At 54.9% G+C, this 22,157-nt stretch carries 18 protein-coding genes, 3 tRNA genes and 1 pseudogene; 3 read left to right on the top strand and 19 right to left on the bottom strand.

The window, feature by feature from the left end; genetic code table 11:
• The 8 genes from ENN66_07110 to ENN66_07145 form a co-directional block, all read right to left on the bottom strand.
• The coding region (locus ENN66_07110; GenBank protein HDS16367.1) for a hypothetical protein at positions 1 to 400 on the bottom strand (400 nt) is incomplete at its 3' end.
• Positions 397 to 1,473 (bottom strand): phospho-N-acetylmuramoyl-pentapeptide-transferase, encoded by a 1,077-nt coding sequence (locus tag ENN66_07115; protein HDS16368.1) that lies wholly within the window; start codon positions 1,471 to 1,473, stop codon positions 397 to 399. The genes ENN66_07115 and ENN66_07110, both read right to left, overlap by 4 nt.
• Entirely contained in the window at positions 1,473 to 2,945 is a 1,473-nt protein-coding gene (locus ENN66_07120; protein ID HDS16369.1) for a UDP-N-acetylmuramoyl-tripeptide--D-alanyl-D-alanine ligase, read from the bottom strand. Before ENN66_07120 ends, ENN66_07115 begins: the two co-directional genes overlap by 1 nt.
• A complete protein-coding gene (locus ENN66_07125; protein ID HDS16370.1) occupies positions 2,942 to 4,957 on the bottom strand; it encodes a PASTA domain-containing protein in 2,016 nt (671 codons plus the stop codon). Before ENN66_07125 ends, ENN66_07120 begins: the two co-directional genes overlap by 4 nt.
• Entirely contained in the window at positions 4,954 to 5,235 is a 282-nt protein-coding gene (locus tag ENN66_07130) for a hypothetical protein (GenBank protein HDS16371.1), read from the bottom strand. Before ENN66_07130 ends, ENN66_07125 begins: the two co-directional genes overlap by 4 nt.
• Before the next feature lie 12 nt (positions 5,236 to 5,247).
• Positions 5,248 to 6,213: a 16S rRNA (cytosine(1402)-N(4))-methyltransferase RsmH gene (gene rsmH / locus ENN66_07135; GenBank protein HDS16372.1), complete on the bottom strand. Its 966-nt coding sequence runs from the start codon at positions 6,211 to 6,213 to the stop codon at positions 5,248 to 5,250.
• Between the two features lie 49 nt (positions 6,214 to 6,262).
• The gene (gene mraZ, locus ENN66_07140; protein HDS16373.1) at positions 6,263 to 6,778 is read right to left on the bottom strand and encodes a division/cell wall cluster transcriptional repressor MraZ; all 516 of its coding nucleotides are present in this window, start codon (positions 6,776 to 6,778) and stop codon (positions 6,263 to 6,265) included.
• Positions 6,779 to 7,031: 253 nt separating this feature from the next.
• Positions 7,032 to 7,754, bottom strand: coding sequence for a 16S rRNA (uracil(1498)-N(3))-methyltransferase (locus ENN66_07145; protein ID HDS16374.1), 723 nt, complete (start codon positions 7,752 to 7,754; stop codon positions 7,032 to 7,034).
• A 190-nt stretch (positions 7,755 to 7,944) separates the two neighbouring features.
• Here ENN66_07145 and ENN66_07150 point away from each other — a divergent pair, with 190 nt between their 5' ends.
• From ENN66_07150 to ENN66_07160, 3 genes and pseudogenes are all read left to right on the top strand, one after another.
• Entirely contained in the window at positions 7,945 to 9,234 is a 1,290-nt protein-coding gene (locus ENN66_07150) for an amino acid ABC transporter substrate-binding protein (protein HDS16375.1), read from the top strand.
• Positions 9,231 to 9,882: pseudogene (locus ENN66_07155) on the top strand (DUF3750 domain-containing protein). Before ENN66_07150 ends, ENN66_07155 begins: the two are co-directional and overlap by 4 nt.
• A complete protein-coding gene (locus ENN66_07160) occupies positions 9,843 to 11,798 on the top strand; it encodes a DNA ligase (GenBank protein HDS16376.1) in 1,956 nt (651 codons plus the stop codon). Before ENN66_07155 ends, ENN66_07160 begins: the two are co-directional and overlap by 40 nt.
• Here ENN66_07160 and ENN66_07165 read toward each other — a convergent pair.
• From ENN66_07165 to ENN66_07215, 11 genes are all read right to left on the bottom strand, one after another.
• The gene (locus tag ENN66_07165; protein ID HDS16377.1) at positions 11,727 to 12,791 is read right to left on the bottom strand and encodes a 3-deoxy-7-phosphoheptulonate synthase; all 1,065 of its coding nucleotides are present in this window, start codon (positions 12,789 to 12,791) and stop codon (positions 11,727 to 11,729) included. The two genes, ENN66_07160 and ENN66_07165, sit on opposite strands and share 72 nt — an antisense overlap.
• 44 nt (positions 12,792 to 12,835) lie before the next feature.
• Positions 12,836 to 13,180 (bottom strand): cupin domain-containing protein, encoded by a 345-nt coding sequence (locus ENN66_07170; protein ID HDS16378.1) that lies wholly within the window; start codon positions 13,178 to 13,180, stop codon positions 12,836 to 12,838.
• Positions 13,181 to 13,225: 45 nt separating this feature from the next.
• On the bottom strand, positions 13,226 to 16,015 hold the full coding sequence (locus ENN66_07175; GenBank protein ID HDS16379.1) for an isoleucine--tRNA ligase: 2,790 nt from the start codon (positions 16,013 to 16,015) through the stop codon (positions 13,226 to 13,228).
• A 104-nt stretch (positions 16,016 to 16,119) separates the two neighbouring features.
• Positions 16,120 to 16,196: transfer RNA gene (locus tag ENN66_07180), tRNA-Asp, on the bottom strand.
• Positions 16,197 to 16,208: 12 nt separating this feature from the next.
• Positions 16,209 to 16,281: transfer RNA gene (locus ENN66_07185), tRNA-Val, on the bottom strand.
• A 17-nt stretch (positions 16,282 to 16,298) separates the two neighbouring features.
• Positions 16,299 to 16,571: an HU family DNA-binding protein gene (locus ENN66_07190; protein ID HDS16380.1), complete on the bottom strand. Its 273-nt coding sequence runs from the start codon at positions 16,569 to 16,571 to the stop codon at positions 16,299 to 16,301.
• 87 nt (positions 16,572 to 16,658) lie between these two features.
• Positions 16,659 to 17,927, bottom strand: coding sequence for an ATP-dependent Clp protease ATP-binding subunit ClpX (clpX, locus tag ENN66_07195; GenBank protein HDS16381.1), 1,269 nt, complete (start codon positions 17,925 to 17,927; stop codon positions 16,659 to 16,661).
• A gap of 4 nt (positions 17,928 to 17,931) precedes the next feature.
• Positions 17,932 to 18,531, bottom strand: coding sequence for an ATP-dependent Clp endopeptidase proteolytic subunit ClpP (clpP, locus tag ENN66_07200; GenBank protein ID HDS16382.1), 600 nt, complete (start codon positions 18,529 to 18,531; stop codon positions 17,932 to 17,934).
• Positions 18,528 to 19,880 (bottom strand): trigger factor, encoded by a 1,353-nt coding sequence (gene tig, locus ENN66_07205; GenBank protein ID HDS16383.1) that lies wholly within the window; start codon positions 19,878 to 19,880, stop codon positions 18,528 to 18,530. The genes clpP and tig overlap by 4 nt, the downstream gene beginning before the upstream one ends.
• A gap of 105 nt (positions 19,881 to 19,985) precedes the next feature.
• Positions 19,986 to 20,069: transfer RNA gene (locus tag ENN66_07210), tRNA-Leu, on the bottom strand.
• A 128-nt stretch (positions 20,070 to 20,197) separates the two neighbouring features.
• Entirely contained in the window at positions 20,198 to 21,316 is a 1,119-nt protein-coding gene (locus tag ENN66_07215) for a sodium ion-translocating decarboxylase subunit beta (GenBank protein HDS16384.1), read from the bottom strand.
• Positions 21,317 to 22,157: the final 841 nt, after the last annotated feature.

The raw sequence follows: 22,157 nt of genomic DNA on the forward strand, positions 1-22,157 counted from the left end.
CCAGCATGGTGATACTTGTGGTCTTACCGTTAGTCCCGGTCAGGGCCAGCAGTGGGCAACCGCAGTAACGAGCCGCCAGCTCGACCTCGCCGATAATCTCACCGCCGGCGGCCCGGGCCGCCGCGAAAACCGGCAACTCCAGGGGAACCCCGGGGCTGACAACGATCCGGCGACAACGAATAAAAAAGGCCGCCGAGTGCCCTCCGAATTCAAAGTCCTTGACCCCGGCCGCTTCAAGTTCACGGCGAAGATCATGCATCTGCGCCGCCGGACGGATATCGCTGACCGCGACCCGCAAACCCTGTCGCAATAACCAACGGACGGCCGCCAGGCCGCTGCGGCCCAGACCGACAACCAGGACTTCCGGAAAAGAACTGTCCGTAGTTTGATTTTCCGTCATCTCAGTTTCAGACTGCTCAATGCCAGCAGAGCCAGGATCAGGGCAATGATCCAGAAACGGACAATGACCTTGGGCTCGGCCCAGCCTTTGAGCTCAAAATGGTGATGCAGAGGCGCCATCCGAAAAACCCGCCGGCCGGTCAACTTAAATGAAGCCACCTGTATAATCACGGAAAGGGTTTCAAGCACAAAAATACCGCCGACCAGAAAAAGCAGCATTTCCTGCTTGGTCACCGCAGCCACCGCGCCCAGACCGGCGCCCAGAGCAAGCGAACCGACATCCCCCATGAAAATCGCGGCGGGATAAGTGTTGAACCAGAGAAAACCCAAGGCGGCACCGATCATGGCGCCGCAAAAAACCGCCATTTCTCCGACGCCGCTGACATACTGAACCTGCAGATATTCCGCCAGCAGGCGGTGTCCGGCCACATAGCTGAAAATCAGGTAGACGGCGAAAGCCACCAGGGACGGTCCCGTGGCCAAGCCGTCAAGCCCATCGGTCAGGTTGACCGCGTTTGAAGTGCCAACTACGACCAAGGCCATGAAAGGAATATAAAGAAGTCCGAAATCAGGTAGTATCTTTTTGAAAAAAGGCACGGTCAGAACACTTGAATAGCCCGGCAAGGCATAGACTGCGAGCGCAAAAATCAGGGCCACCGCAAACTGGGCCCCAAGTTTCTGCCGCGCCGAAAGCCCACGGGAATTCTTTTTCAGAATCTTGCGATAGTCATCAACAAAACCAATCGCCCCAAAAGCCAGGACCACTCCGAGAGCCAGCCAAACGTAGATTTCTCTCAGATCAGCCCAGAGCAATACCGCCACGGCAACCGAAAAAAGGATCAACACACCGCCCATGGTCGGAGTTCCCGTTTTACTCTGATGGCTCTGCGGACCATCCGTGCGCACCACCTGGCCGATCTGCAGATCTCGCAACCAGGCAATCACTTTCGGTCCCAGGTAAAAGGCCAGAAAGAGCGCGGTCAGAGCCGCGAAAATAGTCCGAAAGGTAATGTAGCGAAAAACATTAAAACCGGACCAGAGAACATGCAACGGATAAAGAATATGATATAGCATCAGACAGTCTCAAAAAAATCAAGCATGGGTTCGACCAGCTTTTCCAGGGCCAGAGCACGGGAGCCCTTGACCAGAATCAGCGGCGCCTTCGGCAACCGGCGGCGCAAGAAATTAAAAGCCTCAACCTGAGCCCCGGCGGGAAATTGCCGAATGCGGTCTCCGGGAAGCCCGGCGTTGCGAGCGGATACCGCCATACCCTCGACTTCCTCCCCCAGCAAAACCACCAGATCAGGTCGGATTTCCGCCAGGCGGCGTCCCATTTGCCGATGCAGCTCCGCGCTTTCTGGACCCAGCTCTTTCATGTCGCCTAGCACCAGGGCCAGATATCTTCTCCCCCCACGTTCGGCAACCGCGGTTAAAGCGGCCTCCAGCGAAGCGGGATTGGCATTATAGGCGTCATGGACCAGCAACCCGCCCCCCGCCAGAGGGTAACACTGCAAGCGTCCGCTTAAATTCTTAAAGTGCTTCAGAGATTCCGCCACCAAAGCGGGTGTCATCCCCGGTAAAAGCAGGGCTGCCGCCGCCGCCAGGGCCGCGTTTTTGACGTTATGGCGGCCCCATAAAGACAATCCTACGGTCTCCCGAAGGCTATCTTGACTCAGGACGAAACTAAAACCTTCCGGAGTCAGCCAGATTTCAGAAACTCTAACGACGGCCTCAGTCGCGCCATACCAGGAAACCGGCAACAGTTTAAAACACGCCGCCGAAGGCTCGGCCGCCAAAGCCGGAACCATTCGACCCAACCAGGGATCATCGGCATCGTACACAAGACTGCCGCCGTTTTTGAGCCCTGTCATAATCTCACATTTTGCCTGGGCCACCGCCGCCAGTGAACCCAGCCCCTGAAGATGGGCCGCCGCCACCCCGGTCAGAATCGCGATCTCGGGGGTCGCCAGAGCCGCCAGGTCAGCTATTTCACCAGGCTCACTCATGCCCATTTCCAGCACCACCACCTCACAATCCTCGGGCATGGCAAAAAGCGTCAGGGGCAAACCGATGCGATTATTATAATTGCCGGCCGTCTTATGTACGCGAAAATGCGGCGCCAGAATATGCGCCAGCATCTCCTTGGTCGTGGATTTGCCGTTGGATCCGGTAACCGCGATCACCCGCGGCCCCACCCGTTTGATCCAGGCTCGGGCCAGGCTGCCGAGAGCGGCCAGGGGATCGGCTACCGGAAGCCAGAAAACCCCGGGATAACGCTGGGACAGATCGGAAAAACTTCGTTTTTGAGCGGCAAAAACCACCGCCGTCGCGCCTCGGCTCACCGCCTGATCAATAAAATCGTGCCCGTCAAAACGCGCTCCGGCCAGCGCCACAAAAAGTTCGCCCGGCCGTAACCGGCGACTGTCAATGCTGACCCCAGTCACCTGCGTCTCCGGATCAAGCCTTTGACAAAACGGCAGGGGACGAGCCGCCAGCTGACCAGCCAATTCATTAAGCGTGAACAAAGTCGGTTTCCCCTTTATCAACTTTCACGGCGCAGACTGAAATTTAGATTCTGCCCCGGCTCCAGCCTGGTTCCCGGGACCGGTTCCTGCGCTATAATCCGGCCCTCACCGAAGATCCTGACCCGGCCGCGATAAGCTCCGACCCGGGCCAGCGCTTCGCGGATCGTACGCCCGGTAAAATCAGGCATAATCTGCGGCGTGAACGAATCCTCCGGCCCCACTGAATTTTCCTCGGCCGAACCCGGAACCAGGTCACTCCGCCCCCCTTCACTCGCCAGCAAGGACAAAGCCAGCTCCGTTTCCCCATTTTCCGCATAATAATTAAAATAACTGGCCAGCCGCTGATTAAGACGTCGGAAAGCCGGAGCCGCGACCATGCCGCCGTAGATCGAGATGCGAGGTTCATCGACCATGACATAAACAATCTTGCGCGACTGCCCGGACGGTGCGTCAACATAGCCGACAAACGAGGCCCAGTAGTCCTTGCGCGAATATTTTTTTTCGCCGAAATCAAATTTCTGTGCGGTCCCGGTTTTCCCGGCCACGCGCAATCCGGAAATTCTGGCCTGTGGGGCGGTACCATCATCTTCCACTACCAGCCCTAAAGCCTGATCAATCTGAGCGGCGACCTGCGGACTACAGGCGCGTCTGACCCGGGGCTTTGAAGCGTGCTCATAAACCGTCCAGCCCGCTCCATTCACGATCCTGGAAACCAGGTACGGTGTCACCCGATAACCTCCGTTTGCCAATGCGGCATAGGCGGCCGTCAGTTGCACCGAGGTCAAGGCCAGCCCCTGACCAAAAGCCAGATTGCAGAGATCAATAGGCTGCCACTGCAGCCAGGGACGCAACTGACCCGCGGGCTCACCCGGAAAATCAATCCCGCTCTTGTCGCCAATACCAAACCCCCGCAGAACTTTATAAAAACGCTCGGCGCCAACGGCGCTGACCACCTTCGAACAGCCGATATTACTTGAATATTTCAGAACCTCGTCCAGACGTAAAAGACCATGTTCATGGGTATCGTGAATCGTACGACCCCCAACCTGGAAACTACCATCTTCACAATCAATGCGGTCAGCCAGGGAGAACTCCCCGGATTCAAGAGCGGCCACCAGAGTGAAAACCTTAAAAGTGGATCCGGGTTCGAGAAGATCGGTCACCGCCCGGTTGCGCCACAGAGCCGGATTGTGTTTCTGTTTACTGTTGGGATTGAAACGCGGATATTGAGCCATCGCCAGAATCGCGCCATCCCCAGCATCCATGACCAGAGCGACGCCCCCTTTGCCCCGACTTGCCAAAACCGCGCTTTCGAGCTCCTGTTCGGCCCAGACCTGCAGGTGGCGGTTCAGCGTCAAATAAACCGTTTTACCCTTATAGTAATCCAGTTCCGGGTATTTCGAACTTTCCACAACCTGACGCCGGGCATCATGCTCCAGCGAAAGAAACAGTTGCTGGCCGCGCAGATATTTCTCGTAGTGGCGCTCCAGGCCCTCCAGGCCACGACAGTCAATATCGGTAAAGCCCACGATCTGGCCGGCCAACTCCCGATTAGGGTAAACCCGCTGATTTTCCTTGAGCAGGGCCAGGCCCGAATTTTTTTCACACCAGGGCTGCAGGGCTTCCACCTGCAGCGGACTCAGTCTCCTCCTGAGCCAGACAAAACCGCCGCCACCGCCCAGGCGCCGTTCCAGGTCTTCGACCGGCAGCTCAAGCAGCGGAGCCAGCTGCCGGGCCAGTTGTCCTTGATTCTTGATCATTCGCGGCTCGGCATAAAGCGAATGGCCTTTGACATTGATCGCCATGGCCCCGCCATCGGCCGATCTGATATCGCCTCTCTCACACTGGACAAGCAAATTTGAGCTGCTCTGCTGCTGCTGTCGGGCCAGATAGTAGTCATGTTTTACCACCTGCAGATAATAGGCCCGAGCCACCACGGCAACCAAACTAAAAACGACGACGCCGGCTACGAGGTTAATGCGCAGCTGCAGACGACGCCGTTCTTTTCTGGGTCCACTGGTCTTGCGTTTCATGGTAGTATAATCTTTTGCCCGGATTTTGGTTCCTTTAAACCCAGCAGTTTACCCAAGAGCACCAGATTCTGAGGCCTCTGCAAGGTTGCCAGCTCAGCCTGCAATTTATCCCGCTCTTCGATCAGCTGTTTTTCTTCCCGTCTTAAATCATTCAGTTTATAGCTCCTGGTAACAATCTTATTGTTCAACCATGAGCAGTAAAAAATCAAGCCGACCAGCAGAAACAGAAGAAGACCGTTAATCCGGCTCCAAGACGAAGTCTGAAGCCCGGACACCATCAGCGCTCACCTCTAAACAACTTCTAGGGCCCGCAAACAGGCACTGCGACTGCGGGGATTACGTTCGACTTCAGCCTCTCCGGGACGAACCCCGCTTTTGGTCAAGATAACCGCTCGGACCTTTCCGCCACAGACACAAACCGGAATTTTAGGAGGACAGACACAGCCCCGAGAAACCCTTTGCGAAAAGGCTTTCACCAACCGGTCTTCAAGAGAATGATAGGCGATAACCACCATCCTGCCGCCGGGCGCCAGCCTTTCCAATCCACTTTCCAACACCCGCTCTAAAGCTCCGAGTTCGTCATTGACATAAATACGCAAGGCCTGAAACACCCTGGTCGCGGGGTGACGCCGGGATTTTTTATAGGCCGGCACCATTTCTTCAATCAAAGACGCCAGATCGCGGGTTGTCCGCAAAGGCCGGTTTTCCCGGACCGCAACGATCTTTCGAGCAATTGCCGCGGCATAAGGTTCTTCACCGAAATCACGAAAAATTCCGGTCAGGCTCCGACAGTCTGCTTGATTGACAATCTCAGCCGCCGGCACGCCACCATGCGGATCCATACGCATATCCAGCGGACCCTCAGACTGAAAACTGAATCCCCGGCCCGCCTCTTCCAGCTGAAAACTGGAAAGCCCGATATCCAGCAACAAGCCGTCAATCAGTCCACAGCCTGATTTGTCCAGCAGGTGTCCCAAATCAGCAAAATTTCCCGGAAGAAGCTGGAAGCGGTCAGGATATTCCCGACGCAGGGCGGCGCCTCTGACCACGGCCGCCGGATCACGGTCAAAAGCAAGCACTCGTACTGCGGAAGAACTTTTCTGCAGAAGAACCCGGCTATGGCCACCGCCGCCGAAAGTGGCGTCAACGATCAAAGCCCGCCCACGGAGAAGCAGCGGACCCGACAGCAACAACGCCACGCTTTCAGCCAGCAGAACCGGAACATGTTCCATCAATCCGCCTTCCCCAGCTGCCATTGCTTCCGGTCGCCGGAAACCTTCAAGCCGCCCCAGGTCGCAGTCCGGTTCAGATGGCCAGCCCGATCTCTTTGAAAAGCTTAGTAACCTTCTCGGTTGACTCTGACGAAACCGCCGCCTGAGTTTCCAGATTCCAGCGTTCCTGACTCCAGAGTTCCAAACGGTTGATCTGGCCGGCAATCACCACATTATTGACCTCGCGGTCAAGACCGGCCCAGCTGCGCAAGGAAGGCGGCAGCAGGATACGCCCCTGCTTGTCAAGAGAACATTCCACCGCACCGGATATATACAAACGCCGAAAACGTTTAATTTCAAGGCTGGTCGGCAGGGCATTGATTTTTTCTTCGACCTTGACCCACTCCGCCAGCGGAAAGCAGTCGAGACAACCATCAATCGACGTAGTGATCACCAACTCAGAGTTGTAATCATGGACGATAATTTCCCTGAATTTGGCGGGGATATTAAGCCTGCCTTTGGGATCAAGGGAATATTCATATCGACCACGAAAAGCCATTCCGAGCCTTTTTATGCAACCCACGAGATAAAATAACCCACAATTTACCACTTTTACCCACCTTGTTACAGTTACCGACCACCTTTTGTCAAGAATAAAAAAAAGTTTTTTTTAATTTATTTAACCCACCTTGACTCGAAGCTCACCGATGATACGAAAAGGCGCGAAACCGAACCCCTTCTCGATTTCACGCCTCTGGAAACTTCGCCGCCAAAGCCTCGCCGCAGCTGAAGACTGTGCAAAGAATCGCGCTGTTCTGACCACGGCGAAAATGATTTCTTACCCTCACATTATTGATAAAGACTCATCTGCCTCCCGACCCCAAACATCTGCCCAAAATCGCTGGGACCGCCTGCTCCACCCGGAGAATTCGCGTCCCCAGCCCCCCCAGCTGCAGTCCAGCCCGGGCCAGCAGTTCCACCTCAAAAGGGATAAAGCCACCCTCGGGACCAACGGCCAGCAAAGCGAGTTCCTTCAGACCCAGAATCGGAATCGAATCGGAATCGGGATGCAGCAACCAGGCCTTGCGACCGGCGACCAGGTCGGGGACCTCATCCTCGACAAAAGGACGAAAACGGGGCCTGAAAAAGACTTCCGGCAACTGCGTATCCCCGGCCTGCTCCAGCGCCTCGAATAAAATCTGCCGCAACGATTCCGGTTGCAGCAGAGAGGTCTGCCAGTAACCTTTCTCCACCCGCCACGTATTAAAAAGAAACACTCGCTTAACCCCCATAGTCACGGCCGCCGCCAGCACTCTTTTGAAAACCTTGGGCCGGGGCAGGGCCAGAAGCAGGGTTATCGGTAAGGGCGGCGGCGGAGACGAGACCAAAGCAACCTCCATTTCAACCTGATCGCGGCCACAGGCCAAAATCAATCCCCGTCCCAAATTGCCGTTCACCAGACCAACCCGCAGAGAAAAACCCGGATCCGCCCGCAACACTTTTCGAATATGCCGGGCCCGCCGGTCGCGCAAAAGCACCCTGTGCGGCGCCACAAAATCTTCAGCCTGCAACAGTATCAGATTCACAAAGTCCTCCGAAAAATCCTATAACTTACGGAAAGCAGTTGACATCAGACCGCAAAAAAGTAAATAACCATGGAACCTTCACAAGAAGCCTCCGCTGACGCCGCAGGTCGAAGTCGAAGCGGCGAGACGACCCTCTCATTCCCACACCGTGCTGCCGGAACCTTACAACCGGAGACCGTGATTTTAAACAATGTCTCGACTTTTCCCCGCCTTTCTTTTTTTATCCATCATATTGCAGGCCGCGACCGCTCCGGCTATCAGTTCAATCAGGGAAATGGTTATCGGCCCCGGCAAGTCCGGATCCGAACCAGCCACAGTTTATCCTCTGAGCTTGCCGTCCGCTCCGCGACCGACCAAGACTGAAACCTGGAAAATCGGAGTCTACCTGCCGGTCGCCGGCGCTTATCGGGAAATCGGTCAACGCCTTCGACGTGGACTCAGGCTCGCTTTAAAATCCGAGGCTGAAATCCAACCCGAAATGTGGCGGCTGCTGATCGTCGACTCCACTGCCGTCGAGCCCGCCCGGGCTCTGGTTCTGTTCAGAAAAAATCAGGTGGTGCTGGTCCTCGGCCCCCTGCAAAGCCGCCTGGCCGACGCCAGCGTCAACCAGGCCATCGCCTTGAATCTGCCCATCATGCTCTGGGCCCCGCGGCCCGAACTCTGCGCCCGAAACCGTCTGATCTTTCAGCATTTCTTAAGCGCCGCCAACCAGGGCCGGGCTCTGGCGGAATTACTCAGGCAGGGAGAAGAAAAAAAAATCGCCCTGCTCTATCCTGAAAATGACTTCGGTCGGGATTTTCGCGCCAGCCTGATCGCAAACCTCGGGCCAGAGCAGACCCACAGCCTGGTCAGGGAAAGTTTTTACGACCCGCATAGTGTTGACTTCAGTTCCGCGATCAAACTTCTGCAGACCCTCGAGTCCCAATCGGCCTTTCCTCAATCATTTTTCAACCATACTGTCCAGCTCCGGCCCGACTATCCTTTTTCCGCCCTGGTTATCGCCGATTTTTACCCGCGCCTGCGCCTTCTGGCCCCGCAACTCCGCTTCTTCGGTCTTGAGCAATGCCGGATTTATGGCATCATCGGCGGCCATCCCCCACGCCGCGCCGGAGAAAATGGAAAGGCTCTCGAAGGCACGGTTTTTCTCGACTTCTGCGGCAATCTGACCCCGGCTCCGCCAAGATCCCAGAATTACCGCGACCTTTATCAGACACACTATGGAGAAACCGCCTCCATCTATGACCTGTATGCTTACGACAGCATCCTCATTCTGCAACAGGCGCGACAAAACTTGAACCAGGGCAAGGCTTGCGACCTGCCCCAAGCCTTGCTCAGCCTGCCGGTCATGGAGCTGGCAGGCGGGCAAACCCAGATTAGCGCCGACGGAGAATTCAGCAAAAAATTATGCCCGGCCGTTTTCCAGTTCAGCAAGCCGCCGCCAAAAAACAGAATTGACTTTTTAGGAGCACCGCAAGATTGACAAAATCAGCTCCTCCCTATAGATTCGCAGTGGCCCTGCTGCTCTTTTTGGCGGCAGGACTCTACTTCGACGGCAACTTTTTGCATCGGGACTGGCGCGAAGCCCGCCGTGAGTCCGCCGGCATCGCCCCTGATCCGCAAGCCGTACCCGAAGCCATACTCCAGGTCTACGGCGCCCGGGCCTGGGGCTGGCGCGGCTGGTTCGCAATTCATACCTGGGTTGCGGCCAAGCCCAGCCACGCCGATCATTACACGGTCTACGATGTCGTCGGCTGGCGTAAACGCCATGGCCAAGCGCCCCTGCGCATCGCTCCCGATATCCCGGACCGCTACTGGTTCGACGCCAGACCAATAATCAATAATCCTGAAAGAATACCGAGACAAGGATACCGACAGATTGATTCAGGAGGTTGCTCAGGCGGCCCGCAACTATCCGTGGAAAGACAGCTACCACCTCTTTCCAGGACCCAACAGCAACACCTTTACGGCCTGGATCGCCCTCGAGGTACCGGAACTCAAACTTAGGCTCCCTTTTTCCGCGCTGGGTAAAAGCTTTGCCCAGTTTAAGCATCAGAGAAAAACAACTGCAACTAAAAACCGGAGACCCCCATGCCAGACGCAATCGTCGCAGTCGATATCGAAAAACTAGTCGCAAAGCTGCGACATTATAATCATGCCTACCGCCAGGGAACCCCCCTGATCAGTGACAGCGAATATGATGAGCTGGTCGAACAGCTGCGCCATCTGAACCCGGGCCATCCATTTCTGCACCAGGTCGAACCGGAACAGTTCAGCGGGCGCCGCGAAATCCATCACCCGCAACCGATGCTTTCCACCGAAAAAGCCTACACGAACGCAGCCCTGGCTCGTTTTGTCGAAAGAGCCGAAAAAATTGCCACCGACAACGGTCTGGCCACCCCGGAATTTTTAGTCACCCCCAAACTGGACGGCCTCGCCGCCCGCGATGACGGCCAGATTTTCACAACCCGAGGTAACGGTGAAACCGGCTATGAAATCAGTTCCGCCCTGCTTAAGGGGGTAATTCCTATCGGCGGCCGCGGACAAGGTCTGGGAGAGATCGTGATCAGCAACACTTATTTTTCCGAGTTTCTGGCCGCCCATTTTGAACATCCCCGCAATTTGGTTGTTGGCATTATCAACTCGGACAGCTTGAATCCTTACGCCGAACAGGCCCTGGCCGCCGGAGCCGTGCGCTTCGTCCCTTACCGGCAACTACCATCCTGGCGCGGTTCAGGGAAAAAGCTGCTGGCCGAAATTGAAACTCTGAAAAATGACCTCGAAGAACAAACCGATTATCCGATGGACGGTTTGGTCGCGGAAGTCGTCGATCCCGCCCTGAAAACCATTTTGGGCTTTACCGACCATCATTACCGCTGGCAGATCGCCATCAAGAGCAAAGGAGAAATCGCCAGAACCAGAGTGCAGAAGATTACCTGGCAGGTCGGGCGGACCGGCGCCGTCACGCCGGTCCTTGAGGTTGAGCCGACCAACCTTTCCGGGGCCACCATCAGACGGGTCACGGCTCACAATGCCGGCCTAGTCAAGGAAAAACAGCTCGGACCCGGAGCTAGAATTGAAATCATCCGTAGCGGCGAGGTCATACCAAAACTTGAAAGAGTAATCGAAAGCTCCCGCGAAGTCATCCTGCCCGAAAGATGTCCGAGTTGCGGCGCCTTTCTCCTCTGGCGGAATGACTTTCTTAAATGCCCAAATTCCAGCTGTCCGGCTCAGCTTGAACAACGCTTGCTGCACTGGTTCAAGACCCTGGGAACGGCCGACTGGTTCGGCATCAAAACCGTGCGCCGGCTCGTAGCCGGAAACTTTGACAGTTTGGCCCGCATTTACGCCATGAAACCTGATGATTTCAGCCGTCTGGGCTTTGGTCCGCAACAGACTACCAACCTCCTGACGGGACTCAGCATCAGTCGCGAAAAAGCGGTTGCCGACTGGCGCTTTCTGGCCGCTTTCGGCATTCCCTCCCTGGGGCGCGGCGACAGCCGCCGGCTGCTCAGCCACATTCCCCTGCAGGAGTTACTGGCCGACATCGACCCAGCCAGGATTGCCGCCATCTCCGGTTTTGCCGATCTGACCGCGCAGGCCATTGCCGCCGGTCTCAGACAACAGCGTGCCGAAATCAGACAGATGCTGAATCTCGGCTTCAATCTGAGCCTCACATCCCAACGCAGCGAAAAGACCACCCCACAGACTGCGATATCAGGAAAACACATTGTGTTTACAGGAAAAATGCAAAAAGGAAGTCGCGAAGAGATGGAGACCGAAGCTCAAAAAAGGGGCGCGCTGGTCCAGAAAAGCGTCAGCCGTAAAACCGACTATCTGATCTGCGGAGAGAAGGTCGGGGCCGCAAAATTGACGACCGCCCAAAGCCTGGGCGTCAAGGTTATGAGTGAAGCCGAATATCGGGAAATGATGGACCCGGAGCTTAAAAACAGCGCCGCGGCGCACACCAAACCTTCAGAAACGTTGTCGGCGGAACCCAACAGCGTCCCTCAGCTCATGCAGAAGCCCGGCGGTCTGTTCAATTGAAAGACAGGCATCGGTGATACTCTGACCATAGTGTGCGGAGTCCTTATCCTTATAATCCTGACGTCCCTCCACAAGGCAGCTTTCCAGCATAACGCCACAGATATTGCGGTTACCGGCACTGATCTGCGCGGCAACATCACGGGCGACCTCAATCTGCCGAAGATGATCCTTGCAACTGTTGCCGTGACTGCAATCTATCATCAGATAAGGCGGCAGGCCCAAACCTTTCAGGGCCGCCACCGCCAAGCCGACCGCGGCGGCCTGGTAATTAGGTCCGCTCTTACTGCCTCCGCGCAAGACGATATGCCCCCATTCATTCCCTTTGGTCGCCAGAATCGCCGCCACCCCCTCTCGGGTAATAGAGGGAAACCATTGCGGGGTCCGCGCCGCCCGGACCGCATCAATAGCCACCTGCACATCACCGTCGGTCCCGTTCTTGAAACCTACCGGCATTGACAGACCGGAAGCCAGATCACGATGAATCTGACTTTCGGTGGTCCTTGCGCCAACCGCGCCCCAACTGATCAGATCAGCAATAAACTGACCAATAATCGTATCGAGAAATTCGGTGGCGGCCGGCATCTCCAGGGCGGTCAACTCAAGCAAAAGCCGACGCGCCATCTCCAAGCCTTCATTAATGGCAAAACTGCCGTCAACTCCGGGATCATTAATCAGGCCCTTCCAGCCGACCACGGTTCGGGGCTTTTCAAAATACACCCGCATCACCACCAGCAGCTCTTCGCGATGAAGCTCGGCCAGTTCCCGCAGACGTCGTCCATAATCGAGAGCCGCCACCGGATCATGAATCGAACAAGGGCCTGCGACCACCAGCAGACGCTCATCCCTGCCCGCCAAGATTCCGGCAATTTCCAGCCGGGATTTCAGAATAAAACGGGCCCCGACCTCGGACAGGGGATATTTATTAAGCAGTACCGCCGGCGGCGAGAGATGCCTGGTTTCCTGAATCCTCAAATCACTGGTTTGCAGATTTATCATAATCAACCCCTACCCGGTCTCATAATCAATCGGGCTCAAAATCAGCGACAACCAACCGGAACCAGACACATCATCCGCAGGCCCTTGCTGCCGGCCGTAAGATTATGCGTCGTTCCCCCCGACAAAAAGATAACATCACCGGATTTAAGCGAACGTTTTTCTTCTTCAACGGTCAAAAAGCCATCCCCTTCAAGGATAAAAATCTCGTGCTCCCAGGCATGGGCGTGATAAGGAGTATGACCGCCGGGTTCAAACTCAAAAATCCGCATCGCAAAGGTGGGGGCGCCATCCGCATCACTGATAACCCAACGTACGCTGACCCGCTCAGCTCCGGCCACCGCCACCGCTTCCGCCGCAACCTCCGTATAATGAACATGTTTAAACATTTTTTCTCCATTTGCCAAAGCTGATAAATGCCCCCAAAAGAACCCTCAAGCGGCCGTTGTCTGCAGTTGTTCCAGACAACGGGTACAAATCCCCGGAAATTCAGCCTCAGCCGGGCTGAGCGTTTCACTATAGCACCAGCAGCGAGCGCACTTTACTCCTTCGGCCGGTAAAATCATGATCTTAAGGTCGGGATTATCCTCGCCGCCGGATTCTCCTTCAGCCAACGCGACCAGACCGACCTGAGAAACAATAAAGATATCCTTAAGCTGGTCACGATACGCCTCCAGCAACTCAAAGCTCCGGCCCCGGGCAGCAAGCGCCACCCGCGCTTCAAGGGAATTGCCGATTACCTTGGCCTGCCGGGCCCCTTCGAGTTCTTTAAGCACCTGGCGCCGAAGATGGATGATTTCATTCCAGGTGGCGGCCAGCTTCGGATTATCATAGACCCCCGGCAAGACCGCGAAATCCTCCAGATGAACACTGCCCTCGACCGCCGGCATATAGCTCCAGACTTCATCCGCAGTAAAAGCCAGAATCGGGGCGCAAAGACGTACCAAAACATCAAGTACCGTATGCAGCATGGTCTGGGCCGAACGCCGCAGAGGGTGGTTGCGGCGCAGGATGTAAAGGCGATCCTTACCCACTTCCAGATAAAAACTGCTCAGGGTAACCGTACAGAAATTTTGCACGGCATGATAAACTACATAGAACTCATAATCAGCATAGGCCTTGAGCACCCTTTTCTGCAGGCGAAAAAGTTCATGCAGGATAAAACGATCAATTTCCTGAAGTTGCTCATAGGGCAAAGCGTCCCGACCGGGATTAAAGTCACTGAGATTGCCCAGCAGAAAACGAAACGTATTGCGAATCCGGCGATAAGCCTCAACCAGTCGGGCAAGAATTTCCTCGGAAATGCGGATATCATCACGATAATCCTGAGCAGCGACCCAGAGACGCAGAATTTCAGCCCCGAATTTCTTTATGACCTTCTCAGGAGCCACGACGTTGCCCGAAGACTTGGACATTTTCCGGCCTTGGCCGTCAACCACGAAGCCATGGGTCAGGACCGAGAGGTAAGGAGCCTTACCGCTGACCCCGACCGAGGCCAGCAGGGAGCTGTGAAACCAGCCTCGATGCTGATCGCTGCCCTCCAGATAAAGATCCGCCGGAGCTCCCCCCAGATAGTCCCGGTTATTGAGAACTGCGGCAAAACTGACTCCGGAATCAAACCAGACATCCAGGATATCGGTCTCCTTTGCGAAATCAACCGCGCCACAATCTGGACAGGCAAAACCCTGCGGCAGAAAATAAGCGGCGTCCCGTTCAAACCAGATATCGGCCCCATGTTCACTGAAGAGATCGGCAACCCGACTCATCACCTCCTCGTGCATGATGGTCCGGCCGCATTTAAGACAGTAAAAAACGGCAATCGGCACCCCCCAGATCCGCTGCCGAGAGATACACCAGTCCGGACGATTTTCAATCATACCGAAAATCCGCTCCCGCCCCCAGGATGGAATCCATTCGACCTTATTGATCTCCGCCAGGGCCTTTTTCCGTAAACCCTGTTTTTCCATCGAGATAAACCACTGCTCGGTGGAACGAAAAATAATCGGTTTTTTACAGCGCCAGCAGTGCGGATAGGAATGCGTTAAAGGTTTTTCCGCAACCAGCCGGTCCAGCTCCTTCAACTTGGCAATAACCGCGGGATTGGCGGCAAACACAAATTGCCCGGCAAAAAAATCGACCTCGGCTGTAAAACAGCCCTGATCATCAACCGGGGCATAGACCTCGAGGCCATAAGCCAATCCCACTTCATAGTCTTCCTGCCCATGTCCAGGAGCCGTATGCACGCAACCGGTGCCGGCCTCAAGGGTAACATGGCCACCCAGAATCACCAGCGAACGGCGCTCGTAAAGAGGGTGCCGGCAATGACAATTTTCGAGGTCCAGAGCCCGAAGAGACCCAAGCACCTGGGCTTCCCCCAATCCGGTCTCCCGCAGAAAGGTTTCCCGCAGGCCATCGGCAACAATCAGAACTCCGGCCGTAGTTTCCAGGGCGACATATTCAAGATCTGGATGGAGACACACCGCCAGATTGGCGGGAATCGTCCACGGAGTGGTTGTCCAGATCACCAGAGACGCGTCACGACCGACAAGAAACGGATATTTATCGCCCAGATCCTCAAGTAAACTGAATTTGACATAGATCGAAGACGAGCTCTCATCCTCATATTCGACCTCGGCCTCGGCCAGGGCGGTACAGCAGGAAGCACACCAGTAAATCGGTTTTTTGCTTTTGAACAGACTGCCATCGGCAGCAAATTTACTCAGACAGCGGACAATCGCCCCCTCATACTGATAGTTCATTGTCAGATAGGGACGCTCCCACTCACCCAAAACCCCGAGCCGTTCAAATTCTTCCCGCTGAATAGCGATAAACTTTTCGGCATAACGCCGGCACGCCTGGCGAATCTCCGCCTGAGTCAGCTCCGCTTTCCGTTTCCCGAGATCCTTGTCGACCTGATGTTCAATCGGCAAACCGTGACAATCCCAGCCCGGAACATAATGACAAAGTCGACCCGTCATACTCCGTGATTTAATAATGATATCTTTCAGAATTTTATTGAGGGCATGCCCGATATGGAGATGGCCGTTGGCATAGGGCGGACCGTCATGGAGAACAAAGGCAGGCTGCCCCTGATGCCGTTCCAGGATACGCTGATAGATTTTTTCTTCCTGCCAGCGGGTGATGGTTTCAGGCTCCCGCTGCGGCAGATTGGCCCGCATGGGAAACCCGGTTTGCGGCAGATGTAAAGTATCTTTATAGTCCATCAATAAAACTCCTATTCCGACAAAGCGGAAATAAACTTAAATTCTGGATGTCACCAAGAAAAAAGAGCTGCTTGCCGAAGGCAAGCAGCTCTTTTAAGATTTTATGGCGGGAGCGACGAGACTCGAACTCGCGGCCTCCGGCGTGACAGGCCGGCGTTATAACCAACTTAACTACGCCCCCCAAAAAAAGCAATAGGCGGAACAGGGCTTGAACCTGTGACCCCCGGCTTGTAAGGCCGGTGCTCTCCCAACTGAGCTACCCGCCCACAACCGCTTTATTTTCTTAATTCAAACTATCTTTTAAAGCTTTCCCAGGCTTAAATTTCGGCACATTACTGGCCGCAATCTCGATATCGTCCCCAGTTCTGGGGTTTCGACCGGTTCGGGCCGGGCGGAAAACCGCATAAAAGGTTCCGAATCCTACCAGAGCAACCTTCTCCCCTTTGACCAGCTCGTCCTTCACGACCTCAGTGAAGGCTTTTAAAACTTTTTCTGATGCTGCCTTGGTAACCTCTGCTTTTGCGGCAATCGCCTCAATCATTTCAGCCTTTGTCATCGATCCCCCTCCCCACAGCAAGATTGGCTTAAAGTAAGTGGCCTTATAGCAAAACCGATCCCCCTAGTCAAGGCAAAAAGCTAGCTTTTAAGCCGATTCCACCTTATTTTCAGGCTTATTTTTATTTTCATAGAGATACAGGGGCTGAGCTGCGTTCAAGATGACTTCCTCCTCGATCACACACTTTACCGCATCCGTATCCGGCAAATCAAACATGACCGGATTCATGACGCTTTCCAGAATTGAGCGCAGCCCGCGGGCCCCGGTTTTCTGCTCCACCGCCAACCGTGCAATACTATCCAGCGCTGCCGGGCTGAATTCCAGGTCAACCTGATCCATCTTGAAAAGTTTGACGTACTGTTTGACCAAGGCGTTGCGTGGTTCCATGAGAATTCTGACCAAGGCGGCATGATCAAGTTCACCCAGGCTGGCGATCACCGGCAACCTGCCGATGAATTCAGGGATCAGGCCGTATTTAAGCAGATCGGTGGGGGCTACCCGCCGATCTGCATCGACCCGCCCCACGCCGGAAAAAGAGCGACGGTCTTCGACCTGGAAGCCAAGGACATTTCCGCGCACCCGTCGCTGAATAATCTCGTCCAGACCGTTGAAGGCACCGCCGCAGATAAAAAGAATATCCCGGGTATCAAGCTTGATAAATTCCTGCTGCGGATGCTTGCGCCCGCCCTTGGGCGGGACATTGGCAATGGTGCCTTCCAAAATTTTAAGCAGGGCCTGCTGCACCCCTTCACCGGAAACATCCCGAGTGATCGAGGGACTGTCCCCCTTGCGGGCGATCTTGTCAATCTCATCGATATAGATTATTCCACGGCCGGCCTGCTCGACATCATAATCGGCCGCCTGCAGCAGGGAGACCAGGATATTTTCCACATCCTCGCCGACATAACCGGCCTCCGTCAGATTAGTGGCATCGGCGATCGTGAACGGAACCTTGAGAATTCTGGCCAGCGTCCGGGCCAGCAGGGTTTTACCGCTGCCGGTTGGTCCCACCAGGAGGATATTACTTTTCTGCAGCTCGACCTCATCATCCTCAAGCCCACGCGAAGCGATACGCTTGTAATGATTATAAACGGCCACGGCCAGTTTGCGCTTGGCTTCATCCTGACCGATAATGTATTCGTCCAGGCTTGCCTTGATAACCCGCGGGGGCACCAAGGTATCCTGAAGATCGGCCAGGGTATAGCGCTCATTTTCGCCGACAATTATACTATTGCAAAGATCTACGCATTCATTGCAAATAAAAACCGAAGGGCCGGCGATTAACTTCTTGACATTATTCTGATCCTTGCCGCAGAAGGAACATCGCAACATATCGTGATCCTTATTACGCGCCATCGGCTCAGCCCTCCACCGCAGGCAGACGATTCTTGATCACTTGGTCAATAACTCCATAAGCGACCGCCTGTTCGCTGGACATAAAAAAATCACGGTCGGTATCATTTTGCAGACGCTCCAAGGCCTGACCGGTATGCCGCCGCAAAATCTCATTAAGATCTTCCTTGAGTCGCAGAATCTCTCGCGCATGAATGTCGATATCGGATGCCTGGCCGGAAAAGCCGCCCATCGGCTGGTGCAGCATAATCCGTGCATGAGGCAGGGCATAACGTTTACCGGCAGTTCCGGAGGCCAGGAGCAAGGCTCCCATGCTGGCCGCCTGTCCTACGCAGATGGCAGTGATATCCGGCTTGACAAACTGCATGGTATCATAGATCGCCAAACCGGCGGTAACCGAGCCCCCCGGTGAATTAACATAGATGTTGATATCCTTGTCAGGATCGTCGGCCTCCAGAAAAAGGAGCTGGGCAATCACCGCGTTGGCGACATTATCATCGATGGCGGTCCCCAGAAAAACAATCCGATCCCGCAAAAGCCGGGAATAGATATCATAGGCCCGTTCACCAGCCGGACTCTGTTCAACCACCATCGGCACAAAACTCATAAATCAGCTCCCTGTCCGCCGGGAATTTCCGACGACGTCGTTCCCGTCTCGGGGCCTGCGGCCTGGCAGGATATCCTGGACAGAAGATGATCGATCGTCTTTTCCATAACCACCTCACGCTGCAGAATCCCGGCCAGCTCAGCTTCACGGCCCTTGAAGCGCTCAAAAACAGCCTGCGAGTTCTCGCCGGAACTCTGAATAAAGCGCTGAAAGCGATCACCAATCTCATCCGGGGTACTTTCAATCTTTTCCCGCTCCGCCAGATACTCCAGAATAATCGTATTTTTCACGGTCGCGGCGGCGTCCGCGGAAACGCGCTCACGATTTGCCGAAAGCATCTGCTCAACCAGGCTTTCTTCCAAGCCCTGAGAAAGAAAGCGGGAGCGCAGTGCCGCCAAGGCGCGCTCTTCTTCTTCCCGCACCAAACATTCGGGCAGTTCGAAAGAAACCTTCTTCCGCAAGCCGGCCAGCAGTTCTTCAATATTTCGGTTCCGGGCTCCGGAAACCTTGGAGGAGCTGACATATTGCGTCATTTTATCCCGAAGCTGAGCCAGACTTTCGAGTTCGCCGCCGGAAATCTGAATCGCGAGATCGTCATCGAGCGCCGGCAATTCTTTCTCCCGAATCGATTTAACTTTAACCGTGAAAACGGTTTTCTTACCGGCCAAATCAGCCTTATGATAATCCTCCGGGAAAACAGCTTCCAGGTCATAACTCCGGCCCGGCTCCAGGCCGACAAGCTGGCGTTCAAGGTCAGGAATAAAGCGACCACTGCCAAGCTCAAGCGTAAAATCGGTGGCGCTGCCCCCTTCAAACTCGACCCCGTCAAGGCGGCCCAGGAAATCGATCACCAGGGTATCGCCTTCCTGCGAGCAACGCTCATCAATGGTCTTGTACTGAGCCATGCTCTGACGAAGTTTTTCAAGTTCGGCATCAACCTCATCATCTGCGACCGCCACCTCATGTTTCTGCAATTCAATGTCTTCCCAGCAGTCAAGGGAAAACTCCGGCAAAACTTCCACCGTCGCCGTGAAGGAAAGCTGAAGCTTACCCTCAGGAAAATCCAGCTCCGCTATCGCCGGCGGCGCCAGCGGAGCCAGGTTATGGACCTGCAGTGCTTCGCGGTACGCATCCTGCACGAGATCCTCAAGCGCTTCCATGCGAACCTGCTCATGGTAAAGCTTACGCACGAGCTGCAATGGCGCCTTACCTGGACGAAAGCCCTTGATTTTGGCTTTTTTGCGCCAGCCGGCAAAGGCTTTTTCCAGTTTTTTCTCAATGCGCTCGGGCCCGAGCTCGAACAGCAACTGTTTTTTCACGCCACTTAAATCTTTAACCACGACATTCATAAAAAGAAGACCTCCGATCGCGACCGGCTGCGGCAAGCGATCTCTTTTTGCATTTATTCAGTTCAGAGAAAACTTCCACGGCAAGCCATGGAACCCAACTTCAAATGGTGCGAGAGGGGGGACTTGAACCCCCACGGTACAACCGCTAGATCCTAAGTCTAGTGCGTCTGCCAATTCCGCCACCCTCGCGTCAACTCTTGGAACCGAGAACCAGGCGCTCCTCACATAAAATCGTGAGGCTTACGCCCAAAACTGTACTTAAAGAAAAAGCGGCTCCGGGTCAACCAAAAACTTGGATCAAAAAACAACCTTCGCCGTTACGGCCCTCCCATGGCCAGGAAAAGTCCCGCCGCGACCACCGTCCCGATAACTCCGGCGACATTGGGCCCCATGGCGTGCATCAGAAGGAAATTCCGCGGGTCCTCGGCGGCGCCTATCTTCTGCACTACGCGGGCCGCCATCGGCACCGCCGAAACCCCGGCACCACCGATCATAGGATTGATCTTTTCTCCAGGCAGAAGATTCATCAGCTTGGCCAGCAGCACACCACCAATCGTACTGAAGGAGAAGGCAACCAGACCCATGGCGAAAACCATCAGCGCTTTCGGGGTCAGAAAAGCTTCGGCGCTCATGGTGCCGCCGACCGCAATGCCGAGAAAGATGGTTACGATATTCATCAATTCATTCTGAGCGGTGCCGCTGAGGCGCTCGACCACACCCGACTCACGAAAAAAATTCCCCAACATGAACATTGCCATCAGTGCGGCCGAGGCCGGGACAAAAAGACAGACCAGACCGCAGGTAACCAGCGGAAAGATAATCTTCTGCCGCTTGGAGACCGGACGCAGCTGCTTCATACGGATCAGACGCTCTTTCCTGGTCGTCAGAGCTTTGATAATCGGCGGCTGAATCACCGGCACCAGCGCCATATAGGAGTAGGCCGCGACCGCGGTCGCGCCCAACAGATGCGGGGCCAGGGCCACCGTGGTAAAAATCGTGGTCGGCCCGTCGGCGCCCCCGATGATCCCGATGGAACAGGCCTCGGGAATCGTGAAGCCCAATCCCAGGGCAAAGAAAAAGGCAATATACACCCCAAACTGGGCCGCCGCACCCAAAAGCAGGGTCTTGGGATTGGCGATCACCGGCCCGAAGTCGGTCATGGCGCCCAGACCCAGAAAAATAATCGGCGGAATCAGCTCCCACTCCAGACCATAGTGATAGAAGATGTGAAGAATCTGATGTTCCTGCATGAGATTAGTCAGCGGCAGATTAACCACAAAAATCCCGAAACCGATCGGCAGCAGCAACAGAGGCTCATAGCCCTTCCTGATCGCGAGGAACATCAGCGTGAAAGCGATCAGCCACATAATCAGATTACCCACGGTAAGATGATAAAGGCCCATCGAATGCACAAACGAAAAAAATGTTTCCACCATAACCGGACTCTCCCGAAGCTAAATGATATTCAAGACCGCGACCGCATTTGCGGTGAAACCTGCGTCAGCCATCATTTCTTTTTGGAGCTGTCACCAAATCTGGCGATCAGACCGCGCGTGGCCATAATCGAAAGCGACAGCATCCCCAAAACGAAAAAAACCGATGACAAACCAAAGATGAAGATCTTCACCGCCGGTGCCCAAACGTCCATAACCAACCCTTTCTCAACTAAAAAACCCGTTGCAACGCAAATGATCTAATCCCAGCAGTTCAACCCTGCCCGGTTCAGACCCAACCAAAGCCCGGCCTTCAGACCCCGCCGCAGGCATTTAAAAAAAGAGAAACCCGATCCTGCTTTCACCAACCGCAGGTAAGAGGGGCCTTCTACCTCATGCACCAGACAAAAATCAACAAAAAATCTTCGCCAAGCAAGAAATTTTGTCGTTTGCCGCAGCTTCTTACACGATCCGAAGCTCGCCCGTGAAAAGCAGACACGGTTCAAAAAGGTCGAAGGCTTCGATGCTGAGCTTCTCAAACAAGCCCGGCTACCCTCACAATAACGTACCTGAATCTTTACAAGAAACGCGGCGAACCTCGTTCGCGCAGACACCCTGAAAACAATAAACAACGGGTAACTATTCAGCTCCGGGTTCCCAGGGTGTTCGGCCTCCACGGCTGACGCCGAATTTTCTGTTTTTTTCAGCGCTCATTTCGCCCCAATTGCGCACCTCGCACGCGTGCGCTCAGCCAGCCGCAGGGCTTAGGGCTCCCTGGCCCTGGAAAAACGTCGAACCTTTACGAGAGGTTACGAAAAAACACCCAATCGCCGTCAAAACTTAA

The organism is Pseudomonadota bacterium, assembly GCA_011049115.1.
Classification (GTDB): Bacteria; Desulfobacterota; Anaeroferrophillalia; order Anaeroferrophillales; family Tharpellaceae; genus DSCM01.

Bases quoted from the DNA above. Each gene is read 5' to 3' on its own strand.
- ENN66_07115 (HDS16368.1), bottom strand. From the start codon at position 1,473: ATGCTATATCATATTCTTTATCCGTTGCATGTTCTCTGGTCCGGTTTT.
- ENN66_07125 (HDS16370.1), bottom strand. From the start codon at position 4,957: ATGAAACGCAAGACCAGTGGACCCAGAAAAGAACGGCGTCGTCTGCAG.
- ENN66_07130 (HDS16371.1), bottom strand. From the start codon at position 5,235: ATGGTGTCCGGGCTTCAGACTTCGTCTTGGAGCCGGATTAACGGTCTT.
- rsmH (HDS16372.1), bottom strand. From the start codon at position 6,213: ATGGCAGCTGGGGAAGGCGGATTGATGGAACATGTTCCGGTTCTGCTG.
- ENN66_07150 (HDS16375.1), top strand. From the start codon at position 7,945: ATGTCTCGACTTTTCCCCGCCTTTCTTTTTTTATCCATCATATTGCAG.
- ENN66_07160 (HDS16376.1), top strand. From the start codon at position 9,843: ATGCCAGACGCAATCGTCGCAGTCGATATCGAAAAACTAGTCGCAAAG.
- ENN66_07170 (HDS16378.1), bottom strand. From the start codon at position 13,180: ATGTTTAAACATGTTCATTATACGGAGGTTGCGGCGGAAGCGGTGGCG.
- ENN66_07175 (HDS16379.1), bottom strand. From the start codon at position 16,015: ATGGACTATAAAGATACTTTACATCTGCCGCAAACCGGGTTTCCCATG.
- ENN66_07190 (HDS16380.1), bottom strand. From the start codon at position 16,571: ATGACAAAGGCTGAAATGATTGAGGCGATTGCCGCAAAAGCAGAGGTT.
- clpX (HDS16381.1), bottom strand. From the start codon at position 17,927: ATGGCGCGTAATAAGGATCACGATATGTTGCGATGTTCCTTCTGCGGC.
- clpP (HDS16382.1), bottom strand. From the start codon at position 18,531: ATGAGTTTTGTGCCGATGGTGGTTGAACAGAGTCCGGCTGGTGAACGG.
- tig (HDS16383.1), bottom strand. From the start codon at position 19,880: ATGAATGTCGTGGTTAAAGATTTAAGTGGCGTGAAAAAACAGTTGCTG.
- ENN66_07215 (HDS16384.1), bottom strand. From the start codon at position 21,316: ATGGTGGAAACATTTTTTTCGTTTGTGCATTCGATGGGCCTTTATCAT.